Source organism: Curtobacterium sp. DN_7.5, from assembly GCF_022655355.1.
GTDB lineage: Bacteria > Actinomycetota > Actinomycetes > Actinomycetales > Microbacteriaceae > Curtobacterium > Curtobacterium luteum.
Window position 1 is genome coordinate 440,505 of record NZ_CP093378.1, and the last position, 14,036, is coordinate 454,540.

At 72.6% G+C, this 14,036-nt stretch carries 14 protein-coding genes; 10 read left to right on the forward strand and 4 right to left on the reverse strand.

Annotated features, from left to right (window positions below; genetic code table 11):
* Window positions 1-242: 242 nt before the first annotated feature.
* From MON03_RS02140 to idi, 3 genes are all read right to left on the reverse strand, one after another.
* The gene (locus tag MON03_RS02140; RefSeq protein ID WP_022902561.1) at window positions 243-1,292 is read right to left on the reverse strand and encodes a magnesium and cobalt transport protein CorA; all 1,050 of its coding nucleotides are present in this window, start codon (window positions 1,290-1,292) and stop codon (window positions 243-245) included.
* A 248-nt stretch (window positions 1,293-1,540) separates the two neighbouring features.
* Window positions 1,541-2,137, reverse strand: a complete 597-nt coding sequence (locus tag MON03_RS02145; protein ID WP_204620623.1) for a glycerol-3-phosphate responsive antiterminator — start codon at window positions 2,135-2,137, stop codon at window positions 1,541-1,543.
* Window positions 2,138-2,326: 189 nt separating this feature from the next.
* Entirely contained in the window at window positions 2,327-2,869 is a 543-nt protein-coding gene (idi, locus tag MON03_RS02150) for an isopentenyl-diphosphate Delta-isomerase (protein WP_175328827.1), read from the reverse strand.
* 21 nt (window positions 2,870-2,890) lie between these two features.
* Between idi and MON03_RS02155 the strand changes: the two genes are divergently transcribed.
* The 10 genes from MON03_RS02155 to MON03_RS02200 all read left to right on the forward strand — a co-directional run bounded on the left by MON03_RS02155 (window position 2,891) and on the right by MON03_RS02200 (window position 12,150).
* On the forward strand, window positions 2,891-3,949 hold the full coding sequence (locus MON03_RS02155; protein ID WP_175328826.1) for a polyprenyl synthetase family protein: 1,059 nt from the start codon (window positions 2,891-2,893) through the stop codon (window positions 3,947-3,949).
* Complete coding sequence (locus MON03_RS02160) at window positions 3,946-4,866, forward strand: phytoene/squalene synthase family protein (protein ID WP_242090237.1); 921 nt, start codon at window positions 3,946-3,948, stop codon at window positions 4,864-4,866. Before MON03_RS02155 ends, MON03_RS02160 begins: the two co-directional genes overlap by 4 nt.
* Complete coding sequence (crtI, locus tag MON03_RS02165; protein WP_502798683.1) at window positions 4,863-6,491, forward strand: phytoene desaturase family protein; 1,629 nt, start codon at window positions 4,863-4,865, stop codon at window positions 6,489-6,491. The genes MON03_RS02160 and crtI overlap by 4 nt, the downstream gene beginning before the upstream one ends.
* Window positions 6,491-6,823 carry a lycopene cyclase domain-containing protein gene (locus tag MON03_RS02170; protein ID WP_022903042.1) on the forward strand — a complete coding sequence of 111 codons (333 nt, stop codon included), beginning with the start codon at window positions 6,491-6,493 and terminating at the stop codon, window positions 6,821-6,823. The genes crtI and MON03_RS02170 overlap by 1 nt, the downstream gene beginning before the upstream one ends.
* Window positions 6,820-7,326: a lycopene cyclase domain-containing protein gene (locus MON03_RS02175; protein WP_242090239.1), complete on the forward strand. Its 507-nt coding sequence runs from the start codon at window positions 6,820-6,822 to the stop codon at window positions 7,324-7,326. The genes MON03_RS02170 and MON03_RS02175 overlap by 4 nt, the downstream gene beginning before the upstream one ends.
* A complete protein-coding gene (locus MON03_RS02180) occupies window positions 7,323-8,240 on the forward strand; it encodes a prenyltransferase (protein WP_242090241.1) in 918 nt (305 codons plus the stop codon). Before MON03_RS02175 ends, MON03_RS02180 begins: the two co-directional genes overlap by 4 nt.
* A gap of 181 nt (window positions 8,241-8,421) precedes the next feature.
* Window positions 8,422-9,465, forward strand: a complete 1,044-nt coding sequence (locus tag MON03_RS02185) for a Gfo/Idh/MocA family protein (RefSeq protein WP_242090243.1) — start codon at window positions 8,422-8,424, stop codon at window positions 9,463-9,465.
* A 291-nt stretch (window positions 9,466-9,756) separates the two neighbouring features.
* Complete coding sequence (locus tag MON03_RS02190) at window positions 9,757-10,281, forward strand: hypothetical protein (protein WP_022903040.1); 525 nt, start codon at window positions 9,757-9,759, stop codon at window positions 10,279-10,281.
* A gap of 6 nt (window positions 10,282-10,287) precedes the next feature.
* Window positions 10,288-11,319, forward strand: a complete 1,032-nt coding sequence (locus tag MON03_RS02195; RefSeq protein ID WP_242090245.1) for a YihY/virulence factor BrkB family protein — start codon at window positions 10,288-10,290, stop codon at window positions 11,317-11,319.
* A gap of 132 nt (window positions 11,320-11,451) precedes the next feature.
* Window positions 11,452-12,150, forward strand: coding sequence for an SDR family oxidoreductase (locus tag MON03_RS02200; protein WP_242090247.1), 699 nt, complete (start codon window positions 11,452-11,454; stop codon window positions 12,148-12,150).
* Window positions 12,151-12,153: 3 nt separating this feature from the next.
* Here the strand turns inward: MON03_RS02200 and MON03_RS02205 are convergent, their stop codons facing one another.
* On the reverse strand, window positions 12,154-13,731 hold the full coding sequence (locus MON03_RS02205; protein ID WP_242090249.1) for an ABC-F family ATP-binding cassette domain-containing protein: 1,578 nt from the start codon (window positions 13,729-13,731) through the stop codon (window positions 12,154-12,156).
* Window positions 13,732-14,036 lie beyond the last annotated feature (305 nt).

Sequence of the window (14,036 nt, forward strand, 5' to 3'; positions counted from 1 at the left end):
CCGTCAGCGGTCGCGCCCGGGTCGGCGGTCGCGCCCGCGACCCGCGGTCGCGGTCCTGGTCCTGGTCCTGGTCCTGGTCCGCGACGCACGTCCGCGGTCCTGGTCGCGGAACCGGTCGCCTCGCGCGCCCGATCTCGACCGTTCGTGCGACCACGACAGCGCGCACGCGGCGCGTCCTGCGACCAGCACACGTGCGTCGTGGGCCAGCGAACAGGACACAGGCGCACCCGCGCCGGTTTCGCCTACAGCCAGTCGCGCTTGCGGAAGACCGCCCAGAGGAGTGCCATGAGGACGAGCATCGCGACGATCGCGATCGGGTAGCCGAACCGCCAGTGGAGCTCCGGCATGTCGTCGAAGTTCATGCCGTAGATGCCGGCGATGAGTCCGGGAGCGAAGAGGATCGCCGCCCACGAGGAGATCTTCTTGACCTCCTCGCCCTGCCGGTGGGCCGCGCGGGCGAGCTGCCGGCTCTCCTCGCCCTGGGCCAGGCTCGCGCTCGTCATGCGGCGCATGGCCTCGTTCTGCTCCTGGGTGACGAGCGTCGAGTGGAGCGTCAGGGCGTTCTCGAGCAGCGCGCGGAAGGAGTCCACGCGCTCGGTGATCCGGAGCGCGTGGTCGAGCACGTTCCGCAGGCGGTGCTGGACCTCTTCGTCGACGCCGTACTTGTCCGCACCGCGGAGGAGACCCTTGACCATCGACGGCACCGGGCTCGTCGCCCGCTGGAAGCCGAGCACCTCGCTGAGCAGCTGGTAGATGCGCTTCGACACGCCCGGGTCGACCTGTCCGGCGAAGAGCTGGTCCTCGATGGCGTCGATCTCCTCCTGCAGGATCTCGACGATCGGGGCGTAGCCGTCCACGACCTCGTCGAGCACCGCGGCGGTGACGGCCTCCGAGCCGCGCGCGAGGAAGTCCGGGTCGGCCTCGCACCGTGCCCGGAGCGCGGCGAGGTCGGGGCGCTCGGCGTGCCGGACGCTGACCACGAACCGGGCGCCGACGAAGAGGTGGACCTCGCCGAAGCGGACCTCCGCGGCCGAGCGGTCGTACCACGCGGGCCGGAGGACGAGGAAGAGGGTGTCGCCGTACCGCTCGAGCTTCGCGCGCTGGTGACCCTTGCGGGCGTCCTCCACCGCGTTCTCGTGCAGGCCGAACTCGGTCGCGACCGCGGCGAGCTCGGACGGGTCGGGACGGAGCAGGCCGATCCACGCGAGGTCGCCCCGGGTCGGGCGTGACGGGGTCGACGGTGAGTCGACGCGGCGTCCTCCGACGTAGACGGCGTTGTCGATCAGTGCCATGGCACGCTCCTCGTGATCGGGAGCAGGCCGGCGCGAACCGCCCGTGGGCGGTCGGGGATCAGCGGACGGGCGTGCAGATCCGCCGGGGCAGGATCCGTCGGCCCGATCGAGGATGGTCACCCGACATCGCGCCTCACCTGCCCTTCTGGTGGTCCGTGGGCTGCCTCGTGCAGCCGACGTCCGAGCCTACGCCCGCCCTCGCCGCGCGTCGACCCGTGCGGCGACCGTGGAGCGGAGTGTGAGTGCCTTCACATGTCCCAGACGTCACGGTCCGACGAGGCGACGGCGACCGCTCCGGCGCCGAGCGCGGCCATGACGTCGGCCTTGTCGCACACGAGTCCGCCGGCGATGATCGGGACGTCGGTGTCGGCGCGGAGCCAGGTGATCACGCGGGGCATGCAGCCGGGGAGGATCTCGATCGCGTCCGGCCGGGCCTGTTCGACGACGCGCGGGAGCTGGTGGTACGAGAACGAGTCGACGAGGAAGAACCGCTGCACCGCGACCAGCCCGGCTCGCCCGGCGGCGCGGACGAGGTTCGACTTGGTCGACAGGACACCGTCGGCCCGGGTGTGCGTGGCGAGCCAGGTCACCACGACGTCGCGTGTGGAGAACCCGTCGAGCAGGTCCACGTCGACGAGGACGGTCTTCCCGGCGTCCTTCGCCCGTGCCACGACGTCGGCGATGTCGAGCACGCTGCCGAAGAGCACGAACACCACGGCCCGGTCCGACGCGAGGACGTCGTCGAGCGCAGCGGCGTCCTTCACGCTCGCGATGACGGGGTCGTCGTGCAGGGCGTCGAGCACGGCCTGGGCGGCGCGGGCGGTGTCGCGGTCCGTCGTGGTCACGGTCACCATCCTCCCGCTCCGGCGCTGGGCGGCGGCTGGTCGGCGGCCCGAGTCTCGCGGGCCCTTGCCCGGGTCTCGGCGTGAGCGACCGTTCTCGTGCGCCGACGCCCGAACAGTGTCGCCGAGCGCGAGACTCGGCCTCCGCGCCGGCGGCGCGGCGCGGGCGGCGGGGGCGCGGGCGCGGGCGCGCTACGGGGTGATGCGCAGCCCGGCACGCTCGGTCTCCGCGAGCTGCCAGCCGAGCCAGGGGCTCCACGCGAAGGGCGCACCGGTCACCGACGCCCGGAGCTCGTCCTCCGAGACCCAGGCGTACTCCGCGACCTCGTCGTCCGCGGGCGCGGGCACGTCGTCGGTCACGGCACGGAACACCGGGCAGACCTCGTTCTCGACGATGCCCGAGGCATCGACCGCGCGGTACCGGAAGTCGGGCAGGACGGACTCGACGTCACGGACGGTGATGCCGAGTTCGCGGGACGCCCGCCGGGCGATGGCGTCCTCGAACGACTCGTCCGGCCCGGGATGACCGCAGAAGGTGTTCGTCCACACCCCCGGCCAGGTCTTCTTCGAGAGCGCGCGACGGGTCACGAGGACCTGCCCCGCGGTGTTCCGCACGTGGCACGAGAAGGCCAGGTGGAGGGGCGTGTGGTCGGTGTGCACCGTGAACTTGTCCGCCGTCCCGACCGGGGTACGGTCGTCGGCCAGCAGCACCACGGATTCAGGAAAAGTCGTCATCTGCACCGATAGGTTAGGCCAATGAGCGAGGAAGCGACCACCGTGGCGCAGAACGACCTCGAGCTCGTCGACCACTGCCTCGAGCGCTTCTTCTCCGTGTCGAGTGCCCGAGCGGAGCGCTACGGCGGGCCGAACCCGGAGCTGTGGCGCGTGCTGCGCAGGGCGAGCATGGGCGGCAAGCGGTTCCGTCCCCGCATGGTCCTCACGGCCTACACCGCCCTCGGCGGCACGGACACGGCGGCCGCGGTGCAGGTCGGCGCCGCCTACGAACTCCTGCACACCGCCCTCGTGGTGCACGACGACGTCATCGACCGCGACTGGTCACGCCGTGGTCAGCCGAACGTCGCCGGGTCCTTCCGCGACACCGGCACGACCGGCGGCCTCCCGCTGCCCACGGCCGAGCACCGGGGCACGAGCGCGGCCGTGATCGCCGGGGATCTCGCGCTCGCGGCAGCCCCGCGCTTCATCGAGGCCTCCGGGGTCACCGGGGAACGCCGGGCCCGCCTGCTCGACATCTTCGACGAGGCCGTGTTCGCGAGCGCCGCGGGCGAGATGGCCGACGTCGACCTCGCGCTCGGCCCGATGCCGACCGTGGACGAGGTCCTCGCCATGGAGCGCGCGAAGACGAGCGTCTACTCGTTCGAGGCGCCCCTGCAGTCCGGCGCCGTGCTCGCCGGTGCCCCGGAGCCGGTGATCGCGGCGCTCGGGGCCTTCGGCCGGGAGATCGGCATCGCGTACCAGGTCGTCGACGACCTCCTCGGGGTGTTCGGCGCCGAGGCCGAGACCGGCAAGACCGTGCTCGGCGACCTGCGCGAAGGCAAGCGGACGGTGCTCATCGCGCACGCCGCATCGACCGACTGCTGGCCGGAGCTCTCGCAGCACCTGGGCGACCCGGGCCTCACCGAGGAGCGGGCGGCCGAGTTGCGTGCCACCCTGGTGTCGTGCGGTGCGAAGTCCGCGGCGGAACAGCGCGTCGCCGAGCACACCGCCCTGGCCCGCGCCGAGCTCGCGGGCCTGCCGTACGACCTCGCCGACCGACTGGAGTGCATCGTGACCGAACTCGTGGAGCGCGCCCGGTGATCACCGAGCACCACCTGCACCGCGACCGCTCCGCCCGACTCCCGCTCTACGACGCGACCGCCGAGGCTGCGTCCGGCGTCGTCATCGACCGGTACTCGACCTCGTTCGGGCTGGCCTCGCGCCTGCTCCGGAAGGATGCCCGGGAGCACATCCGCAACGTCTACGCGCTGGTCCGGGTGGCCGACGAGGTCGTGGACGGCCCGGCGACCGAGGCCGGGCTCGACCGCGATCTGGCCCGGACCGTCCTGGACGAGCTCGAGCGCGACACCGAGCGCGCGATCGAGCTGGGGTTCTCGACCAATCCCGTCGTGCACGCCTTCGCCCGGTCGGCGCGGGTGACCGGCTTCGGCCCGGAGCTCACCCGTCCGTTCTTCGCGTCGATGCGGATGGACCTCGACCGCACGGTGCACGACGATGCCTCCTTCCGGGAGTACGTGTACGGCTCGGCCGAGGTCGTCGGCCTCATGTGCCTCCGGGCGTTCGTGTACCGCGCGGGACGCCCGACGTTCGACGCCGCCGTGCTCGTCGACGGTGCCAGGGCACTCGGTGCCGCGTTCCAGAAGGTGAACTTCCTCCGGGACCTGCACGCCGACTTCGAGGTGCTCGGCCGCTCGTACTTCCCCGGCGTCGACATCCGCACCTTCGACGAGGCCACGAAGGCCCGGCTCGTCGCCGACGTGCGCGCCGACCTCGACCGCGCCGCGATGACGATCCCGCTGCTGCCGCGCGACGCCCGACACGCGGTCGGCCTGGCGCACGCGTTGTTCCACGAACTCAACGAGCGCATCGACGGCACCCCCGCGGCGAAGCTCGTGGCGACGCGCGTGCGCGTCCCGAACCCCGTCAAGGCGCGGCTGGCCGCGCAGGTCCTGTCCGGCCGTGGGCCGGCCACCCGTCGGCCAGGAGGCTCGTCGTGACCCCGCCCCGTGCCTCCCGTCCGACCGGCTCCGCGTCCACCACCCGGCGCAAGGTGCCCGTCCGTCGCGCCGTCGTCATCGGCGGCGGCATCAGCGGACTCGCGTCCGCCGCGCTGCTCGCCCGTGACGGCTACGCCGTCACGCTGCTCGAGCAGCGCGCGCAGCTCGGCGGCCGAGCGGGGTCGTGGGAGCGGGACGGCTTCCGGTTCGACACCGGCCCGTCGTGGTACCTCATGCCCGAGGTGTTCGACCACTTCTTCCAGTTGCTGGGCACCACCGCCGCGGAGCAGCTCGACCTCGTGACGCTCGACCCCGGGTACCGGGTGTACTCGGAGGGGCACGACGAGCCGCTCGACCTCCGCGCGGACAAGGAACGGAACATCGCGCTCTTCGAGTCGGTCGAACCCGGCGCGGGCGAGCGCATCCGGAAGTACCTCGACTCCGCCGAGGAGACCTACGCCATGGCGGTGCGGCGGTTCCTCTACACGAGCTTCCAGGACCTCCGGAAGCTCGCCGCTCCCGACGTCCTCCGGCGCCTGCCGAAGCTCCTGCGCCTGCTCACCGAGCCCCTCGCCAAGTACGCCGAGACCGCCGTGCGCGACCGTCGGCTGTGGCAGGTGCTCGGCTACCCGGCCGTGTTCCTCGGCACGAGCCCGTACCAGGCGCCGAGCATGTACCACCTGATGAGCCACCTCGACCTGGCCGACGGCGTGCAGTACCCGAAGGGCGGCATCCACGAGATCATCACCGCGATCGGTCGGCTCGCCCGTGCCGAGGGCGCGCAGGTCATCGCCGGCGCGAAGGTGGAGCGGATCCTCGTCGAGGACGGCCACGTCACCGGTGTCGTGCACCGCGACCGGGACGGCGGCCAGCACGTCGCGCCCGCCGACCTCGTCGTGAGCGCCGCGGACCTCCGGCACACCGAGCTGCAGCTGCTCGGCCCCGAGCACCGCACCTACCCCGCGAAGCACTGGCAGAAGCGCGACCCCGGGCCGTCCGCCGTGCTCGTCTACCTCGGGGTCGACGGGCCCGTGCCGGGGCTCCTGCACCACACCCTCGTGTTCACCGCCGACTGGCACGCGAACTTCGGCGCGATCTTCGGCAAGGACCGTCACGTCCCCGACCCGGCGTCGATCTACGTGTGCGCGCCGAGCGAGACCGACGCGACGGTCGCCCCGCCCGGGTCGAGCAACCTCTTCGTCCTCGTGCCGCTGCCCGCGGACGTGTCGATCGGCAAGGGCGGGATCGACGGCGCCGGCGACTTCGAGGTCGAGCGCATCGCCGACCGGGCCATCGACGTCATCGCGGAACGCGCCGGCGTGCCCGACCTCCGCGACCGCATCCGGGTGCGCCGGACCATCGGCCCGCAGGACTTCGCGGACGACCTCAACGCGTGGAGCGGGTCGATGCTCGGGCCGGCGCACACCCTCCGGCAGAGCGCGTTCTTCCGCGAGCCGAACCGGTCGAGGAAGGTCGACGGGCTGTACTACGTCGGCGCCTCGACGACGCCGGGGATCGGTCTGCCGATGTGCTTGATCAGCGCCGAGGTCCTGCTCAAGCGCATCCACGGCGACACCAGCACGGAGCCGCTGCCGACGCCGCTGGTGCGGGACGCGGCGGTCTGATGCCGGGGCTGTACCTCGCCGGGCTGGTCGTGTCGCTCGTCGGCATGACCGTGCTCGACGCGCGCTTCCGGCTGTTCTTCTGGCGGGCGCCGTGGCGGGCGGCAGCGGTGACGGCGATCGGGATGGTGTTCTTCGTCGTGTGGGACGTCGCCGGGGTCGCCGCCGGCATCTTCTTCATCGGGCCGCAGCGGGTGTTGACCGGGCTCGTCGTCGCGCCGGAGGTCCCCGTCGAGGAGCTCTTCTTCCTCCTGCTCCTCTGCTACACGACGATGAACGCGTTCGGTGCGGTGCGGCCGCTCGTGACGCGGGCGCTCGATCGGCGGCGGACGTGACCTCGCACGCCGCCTACGCGCTGCTCGCCGTCCCGTTCCTCGCGGTCGCGGTCGTCGTGGCCGTCCTCGCCGGCGTCGTGTCCGCGCGCCGGGACCGGGCCGTCGGGCGCGCGTCGGGTCCCGGGCGCAGGGCAGCCGTCATCAGCGCGGTCGTCGCCGGGGTGGTGCTCCTCGTGATGACCATCGTCTTCGACAACGTCATCGTGACGCTGCGCGTGGTGGCGTACGACCCGTCGCTCATCAGCGGTGCGAAGATCGGGGCGATCCCCGTCGAGGACCTCGCGTACTCGATCGGCGCCGTCCTGCTGCTGCCCGCGCTGTGGGTGCTCCTCGACCGCTCCACGTCCTCCGCGCCGACCGCGCGACCGTCCCGCAGCGCGCCCGACGCGCGACTGACCCGCAGCGCGCCCGAGGCGCGACCGTCCCGCACCGCGCCCGACGCGCGACCGACCCGCAGCGCGCCCGAGGCGCGACCGTCCGCAGAAGGCGAGCCGACCCCATGACCGCGATCCGTGCCTCCAGGCCGTCGACCCTGCGCGCACTGTTCACGTCCTCGCGTCCGATCAGCTGGGTGAACACCGCCTACCCGTTCGGAGCCGCGTACCTGCTCGGCACCGACGTCTTCGGGTCGACGATCAGCATCGTGACCTTCGTCGTCGGCGTCGTGTACTTCCTCGTCCCGTACAACCTCGCGATGTACGGCATCAACGACGTCTTCGACTACGAGTCCGACCTCCGCAACCCGCGCAAGGGCGGGGTCGAGGGGGCGCTCCTCGACAAGAGCGTGCACCGCACGACGCTGTGGGCCGTCGTCGTCACGAACGTGCCGTTCCTCGTCGCGCTCGTCGTCCTCGGCGGGCTGAGCGGCAACGGCCCGTGGTCGTGGCTCGTCCTCGCGATCAGCGTGTTCGCGGTGATCGCGTACTCGGCACCTGGGCTGCGGTTCAAGGAGAAGCCGTTCCTGGACTCCCTGACGTCGTCGACGCACTTCGTGTCGCCCGCGGTGTACGGCCTCGCGCTCGCCGGGCCGCACTGGACCGGGCAGCTCGTGGCGGTGTGCGTCGCGTTCTTCCTGTGGGGTGTGGCGTCGCACGCGTTCGGCGCCGTGCAGGACGTCCTCGCGGACCGGGCGGGCGGGATCGGTTCGGTCGCGACCGTGATCGGCGCTCGGGCGACCGTGCGGCTCGCGTTCGTGGCGTACGTCGTCGCCGGTGTGGTCCTGCTCTTCTCAGCGTTCCCGGGGCCGGTCGCCGCGGTCGTGGTGGTGCCGTACGCGCTCAACGTGCTGCCGTGGTGGAACGTGACGGACGACGGGGCAGAGGCGGCCAACGCGGGCTGGAAGCGGTTCCTCTGGATCAACTACCTCGCGGGGTTCCTCGTGACGATGGCGCTCATCGCGTACGTGTTCGTGCGCTGACGCGGCCGTGTTCGTGCGCTGACGCGGCCGTGTTCGTGCGCTGACGCGGCCCTGTTCGTGCGCTGACGCGGGCGTGGGCGTCCTGCCCGCGGCGCGCGTCGCTCGCTGTCGGTGACGCCTGACAGACTGGACGGACGTGCGCCGTCGACGGTGCACGCGTCGAACACGAAGGAGTGCACGCATGCCGGTCCGCATCATCCACGTCGGTCTCGGAGGGTGGGGCGGCAACTGGGCCCGCACCGCCATCCCCGAGGTGTCGGAGGTCGAGGTGGTCGGCATCGTCGACCCGGTGGCCGCGACGCTCGACGCCGTGCGCACCGACCTGGGTCTGCCGGCGTCCGCCGCGTTCGCGTCCCTCACCGAGGCGCTCGCCGGGGTCGAGGCCGACGCCGTCGTCATCACCGCCCCCGCCGTCACGCACGTGCCGCTCGCGCTCGAGGCCCTCGACGCAGGCAAGCACGTCCTCGTCGAGAAGCCGTTCGCCAACACCGCGGAGGAGGCGGCGACCGCCGTCCGTCGCGCCGAGGAGCTCGGGCTCGTGCTCCAGGTCAGCCAGAACTACCGCTGGTACCCCGCTCCGCGGGTCGTCACCGAGCTGCTCGAGGCGGACGCCGTGGGCGAGGTCGCCATGATCGACGTCGACTTCCGGCAGTGGGACAACGACCTCCCGTTCGAGGAGCACCCGCACTACCGCTTCCCGCACGCGATGATCAACGACATGGCGATCCACCACTTCGACCTGATGCGGATGATCACCGGCCGGGAGCCCGTACGCGTCTACGCCCGCGCCTCCTCGCCGTCGTTCAGCAAGTACCAGGACGAGGCGATCGCGTCGATGCTCATCGAACTCGAGGGCGGGCTCGTCGTGAGCTACCGCGGCAGCTGGCTGTCGCGTGCGCCGCGCACGGCCTGGGCGGGGGAGTGGAGCATCCAGGGTTCGGACGGCGAGCTCTGGTTCACGAGCCGCTCGGGTGAGCCGAACGCCGTGGAGGGCGACCGCGTCACGATCCGTCGCACGCAGGACGACGAGGCCGAGCCGGTGGAGCTGCCGACGATGGAGCACACCGACCGCCAGGGCGGGCTGCAGGCCTTCGCGCGCTCGGTCACGGGCGGTGCGGAGCCGGAGACGAGCGGACGCGACAACCTCCGGAGCCTCGCGGTGATGGAGGCCGCGCAGCGTTCGGCGGAGTCCGGCGTCCCCGAGGACGTCGTCGTCCCGGAGTAGCCGCGTCGCGGTTGCGACCAAGAGCCGTCCTGGAGGCGCGTGGCGGCCGTGCCACGTGCCTCCAGGCCGTCGTGCGGTCACGACCACCCGCGCGACGGCCCCGTCGCTGGGAGGCGAGTCTCGTGCCAGCGGACATGTCTCGCGCCCGAGGGCGCGAGACATGTCGGTCAGCCCGAGTCTCGGGGCGCAGTACCTCCGCGGCGCGCGCCGCGCGCCGCGCGCCTGCGCCGTCGGCACCGGAGACGCCCTGAACTGTGGGCCGTCGCCGATCAGCCCTGGTAGGCACGACGTATGCCCAACGACAGCCTTCCCGAGCTCGAACTCGCGAACACCCGTGCTCGCGAGGGCATCACCGACACCGTCGCGGAGATCCGCCGCCGTGCCGACCTGCCCGCCCGCACCCGACTCGCGGTCGCGAAGACGCGGCAGCGGTGGCACCGCGACCCCACGCCGCTCGTCGCGATGGGGATCACCGCTGCCGCCGGCATCGCCGCGATCGTCCTCGGAGCGCGGATCGGCCGCACCGACGCCGGGCACCTCGCCCGGCCGCCGGCGTCCACGGCGTTCACGGCCCTGCTGCCGTTCGGCGCGCGCGGTGGCGACGGCCCGGGTGCCGCCGAACAGTCGCAGCCCGGGCGGAAGGGCCGGAAGGCGCGGAAGAAGGCGGCGGAGGAAGCGCTCGAACGCGACCCGATGCACCGCAACCGGGTGAAGCAGCGCGCGGGGATCGCCGCGGTGCAGCGCCGCGCGACCAAGAACCGGAAGCAGGCAGCGAAGCGGTCGAAGCAGGCTGCCAAGGCCGTGGCGAAGGGCTGACCGACGATGGCACGCGAACGCGACAAGCCGTCCGCTGACGACCCGCGGAAGCCCGACGGCCCGACGGACCTCGCGAAGCCGACGGTCTTCTACACGCTGAAGAAGACCCTCCGCGAGTTCTCGAGCGACCAGTGCACCGACCTGGCCGCGAGCCTGACGTACTACACCGTCCTCGCGCTCTTCCCCGGCATCCTGGCCGTGGTCTCGATCCTCGGGTTGGTGCACAACCCGAAGGACACGATCGACACGCTGCTGACGGTCGTCACGAACGTCGGTGGTGGTGACGTCGCGAAGCTGCTGCAGGGCCCGGTCGAAGGGCTCGTCCGCTCGCCCGCGGCGCCCATCACCTTCATCGTCGGTCTCCTCGGTGCGCTCTGGTCGGCATCCGGCTACGTCGGCGCGTTCGGCCGGGCGATGAACCGCATCTACAACGTCCGCGAGGGCCGGCCGATCTGGAAGCTCCGCCCGACGATGCTCGGCGTGACGCTGTTCACGGTCGTGCTGCTCGTGCTCGGCCTGGTCGTCCTCGTCAGCGGCCCGCTCGCGAAGACGATCGGCGACGTCATCGGCCTCGGCGACGTCGCCGCGACGGTGCTGCTCATCGTGCAGTGGCCGATCCTGCTCGTCATCGCCGTGATCGTGGTCGCGGTCCTCTACTACTGGGCGCCGAACGTCGAGCAGCCGAAGTTCCGCTGGGTGAGCGGTGGTTCGATCGTCGCCATCCTCATCTGGGTGATCGCGAGCGTCGGCTTCGGGTTCTACGTCGGGAACTTCTCGAACTACAACGCGACGTACGGCTCGCTCGGCGGTGTGATCGTCTTCCTGCTCTGGATCTGGATCACGAACAACGCCCTGCTGTTCGGAGCGGAGTTCGACGCCGAGCTCGAGCGCGGCCGTGAGCTGCAGGCCGGCATCCGCGCCGAGGAGGACATCCAGCTCCCCGAGCGCGACACCCGGCAGATCGAGAAGCAGAACGAGCAGCGCGCGAAGGACGTCCTCGAGGGCATCAGGATCCGGCAGGGCGCCGAGCGCGACTGAGCGCGACTGAGCGGGTCCGCGGCGCACCCGCACCGGGTCGCCTCCGCCTCGTGTCCGGCGGCGACTGCCGTCGCACGACCGGCCGGGAGGCACGGTGCGGCCCCGCCACGTCGCATCCGTAGGCTGGTGCGCATGACCGACACCGCGCCTCCCGTCAGCCTGCCCACCGCCCTCGTGACGGGCGCGACCCGTGGGATCGGCCGCGCGATCGCCCTCGACCTCGGCCGGACGCACCACGTGTTCGTCGGCGGCCGCAGCGCCGAGGCCGTCGACGCGCTCGTGGCCGAGCTGCCGCACGCGTCGACGTTCGTGGGCGACCTCGGCGCGGGGGACGCCCCCGCCCTGCCGGAGCGTCTCGACGTGCTCGTGCACAACGCCGGCGTCGAGGAGGGCACCACCGTCGCCGACACCGAGCGCGCCGTGTGGGAGCGGGTCTTCGCGACGAACGTGTTCGCCGTCGCCGAGCTCACCCGCCGAGCCCTCCCGGCCCTCCGCGCAGCCCGGGGCATCGTCGTGCCGATCAACAGCGGCTCCGGCTTCCACTCGGGCCCCGGCGGCGGGGTGTACGCGGCGTCGAAGTTCGCCCTCCGCGCGTTCGCCGACGCCCTCCGCGAGGAGGAGCGGGCGAACGGTGTCCGGGTGTCGAGCGTGCACCCGGGCCGGACGGACTCGGACATGCAGCGCGCCCTCACCGAGAAGCTCGGCGAGGAGTACGACACCGCCTACTACCTCGCACCGGAGGACGTCGCCGCCGCGGTCCGCACCGTCGTCGACCTGCCGGAGCGTGGCACGGTGGAGTCGCTCGCGATCCGTCCGACGAAGCGGCACTGACCGTCAGGACAGCTCGACCCTGGTCGTGAGGTCGAGCCGGTCGAGGAACGTCTCGTCGTGGCTCACCACCACGAGCGCGCCCCGGTACGCCCGGAGTGCGTCCACGAGCTGGTCGACGCTCGTCAGGTCGAGGTCGTTCGTCGGCTCGTCGAGCACCAGGAGCTGCGGCGGCGGGTCCGCGAGGACGAGCGCCGCCAACGCGACCCGGAACCGCTCGCCGCCGGACAGGTCGCCCGCCAGCCGCTCGACGGCGTCGCCGCGGACGAGGAACCGGGCCAGCCGGTTCTTCACCTCCGCGTCCGTCGCCGCCGGCGCACCCCGCCGGACGTTGTCGAACACCGTGGCCGCGTCGTCGAGCGAGTCCTTCCGCTGCGGCAGGTAGCCGACCCGGTCGACGTGCGCGGCCGCCCGCGTGTCGGGCAACGGGTGCTCGCGCGCCGCCGGCAGACCGACGAGCTGTTCGAGCAGGGTCGTCTTGCCGACCCCGTTGTCGCCCGTGACCGCGACCCGTTCCGGCCCCTGCACGACGGTGTCCCGCCCGCGGACGGTCACGGTGGCGATCGACCGCGACGCCGGGACGTCCGGGTCCGGGAGCACGACCGTGATCGACTCGTCCACCCGGACCCGGGCTGCGGCCTCGTGCTTCGCCGTCAGCGCCGCGGCCTCGTCCCCGGCGTACCCGGTGCGCAGTCGACCGGCGGTCTGCTCGGCGTGCTTCCGTCGTTCGTCAGACCACCCCTTCGGCATGTTCTCGGCCGACTTCCGCCCGGCGCGTGCCCGCCGGGCGATCTTCGTCTCGGCCTCGATGCGCTGCCGCTGCTCGGTCCGGTGCCGCTGCTCGGCCACCCGGACCTCACGGAGGGCCGCTGCCTGCTGCACGGCGAGGTGCTCCTCGTACGCGCTGAACGTGCCCCCGAACACCGTCAGCGCCCCGGTCCGGAGTTCGCACGTCTCGTCGACGTGCTCGAGGAGCTCCCGGTCGTGGCTGACCAGCACGAGCGTTCCCGACCAGCCGTCGACCATGTCGAGCAGCACCCAGCGCGCCCGTCGGTCGAGGTTGTTCGTCGGTTCGTCGAGGAACGCGATCGGCGCTCGGCGCATCCGGATCCCGGCGACTGCGACGAGCACGGCCTGCCCACCGGACAGCGTCGACACGGGGCGGTCCAGGTCGGCGCCGTCGAGCCCGAGACCGATGCCGGACAGCGCCGCGGCCGCCTGCTCCTCCACGTCCCAGTCGTCACCGATGGCGTCGAAGTGCGCCGGCGACGCATCGCCGCCGAGGACCGCCCGGAGTGCGGTGACCGTCGGACGGATGCCGAGCAGGTCGGTGACGGTGTCGCCGGGCCGCGCCGCGAGGCGCTGCGGCAGCAGGTCGACGGGACCCGACGTTGTGATCGTGCCCGAGGTGGGCTGGAGCTGCCCCGTGACGAGCCGGACGAGCGTGGACTTGCCCGCCCCGTTCCTCCCGACCAGGGCGGTTCGACCGCGGCCGAAGGCGGCGGTGCAGTGGTCGAGCGCGACGGTGCCGTCGGGCCACGTGAAGCCGAGGTCGTTCAGGACGACGGACGGACTGATGGGCATGCGGGTGCCTCCCCGGTTGTCGGTGCTGGGCGCACGACACCGGAGCCACCGCCGTGCCGTCGGGCACGGGCGGTGGAGCGCCCGACGGGGGCGCGCGATCACGGTGTCAGCGCGTGGGCTGAGCGGAACCGGTGATCGACAGCAACTCGTCTGCTTCCGTCGGGGGACCCCCGTGGCCGTCACCCGTGTCGGCGGCCGGTCGTCCCGCACCGCGACCCCGAGGTGACGACGGGGTGGAGCCCCACGGTACGCCCGGCCGTGCGCGGCACGCAAGGCCTGCCGATCCGGGCGTGACAGGCTTGGGG

Coding starts and splice junctions, on each gene's coding strand:
- MON03_RS02200 (WP_242090247.1), top strand. CDS start 11,452: ATGACCGACACCGCGCCTCCCGTCAGCCTGCCCACCGCCCTCGTGACG.
- MON03_RS02185 (WP_242090243.1), top strand. CDS start 8,422: ATGCCGGTCCGCATCATCCACGTCGGTCTCGGAGGGTGGGGCGGCAAC.
- MON03_RS02205 (WP_242090249.1), bottom strand. CDS start 13,731: ATGCCCATCAGTCCGTCCGTCGTCCTGAACGACCTCGGCTTCACGTGG.
- MON03_RS02140 (WP_022902561.1), bottom strand. CDS start 1,292: ATGGCACTGATCGACAACGCCGTCTACGTCGGAGGACGCCGCGTCGAC.
- MON03_RS02170 (WP_022903042.1), top strand. CDS start 6,491: ATGCCGGGGCTGTACCTCGCCGGGCTGGTCGTGTCGCTCGTCGGCATG.
- MON03_RS02190 (WP_022903040.1), top strand. CDS start 9,757: ATGCCCAACGACAGCCTTCCCGAGCTCGAACTCGCGAACACCCGTGCT.
- MON03_RS02180 (WP_242090241.1), top strand. CDS start 7,323: ATGACCGCGATCCGTGCCTCCAGGCCGTCGACCCTGCGCGCACTGTTC.
- MON03_RS02155 (WP_175328826.1), top strand. CDS start 2,891: ATGAGCGAGGAAGCGACCACCGTGGCGCAGAACGACCTCGAGCTCGTC.
- MON03_RS02195 (WP_242090245.1), top strand. CDS start 10,288: ATGGCACGCGAACGCGACAAGCCGTCCGCTGACGACCCGCGGAAGCCC.
- idi (WP_175328827.1), bottom strand. CDS start 2,869: ATGACGACTTTTCCTGAATCCGTGGTGCTGCTGGCCGACGACCGTACC.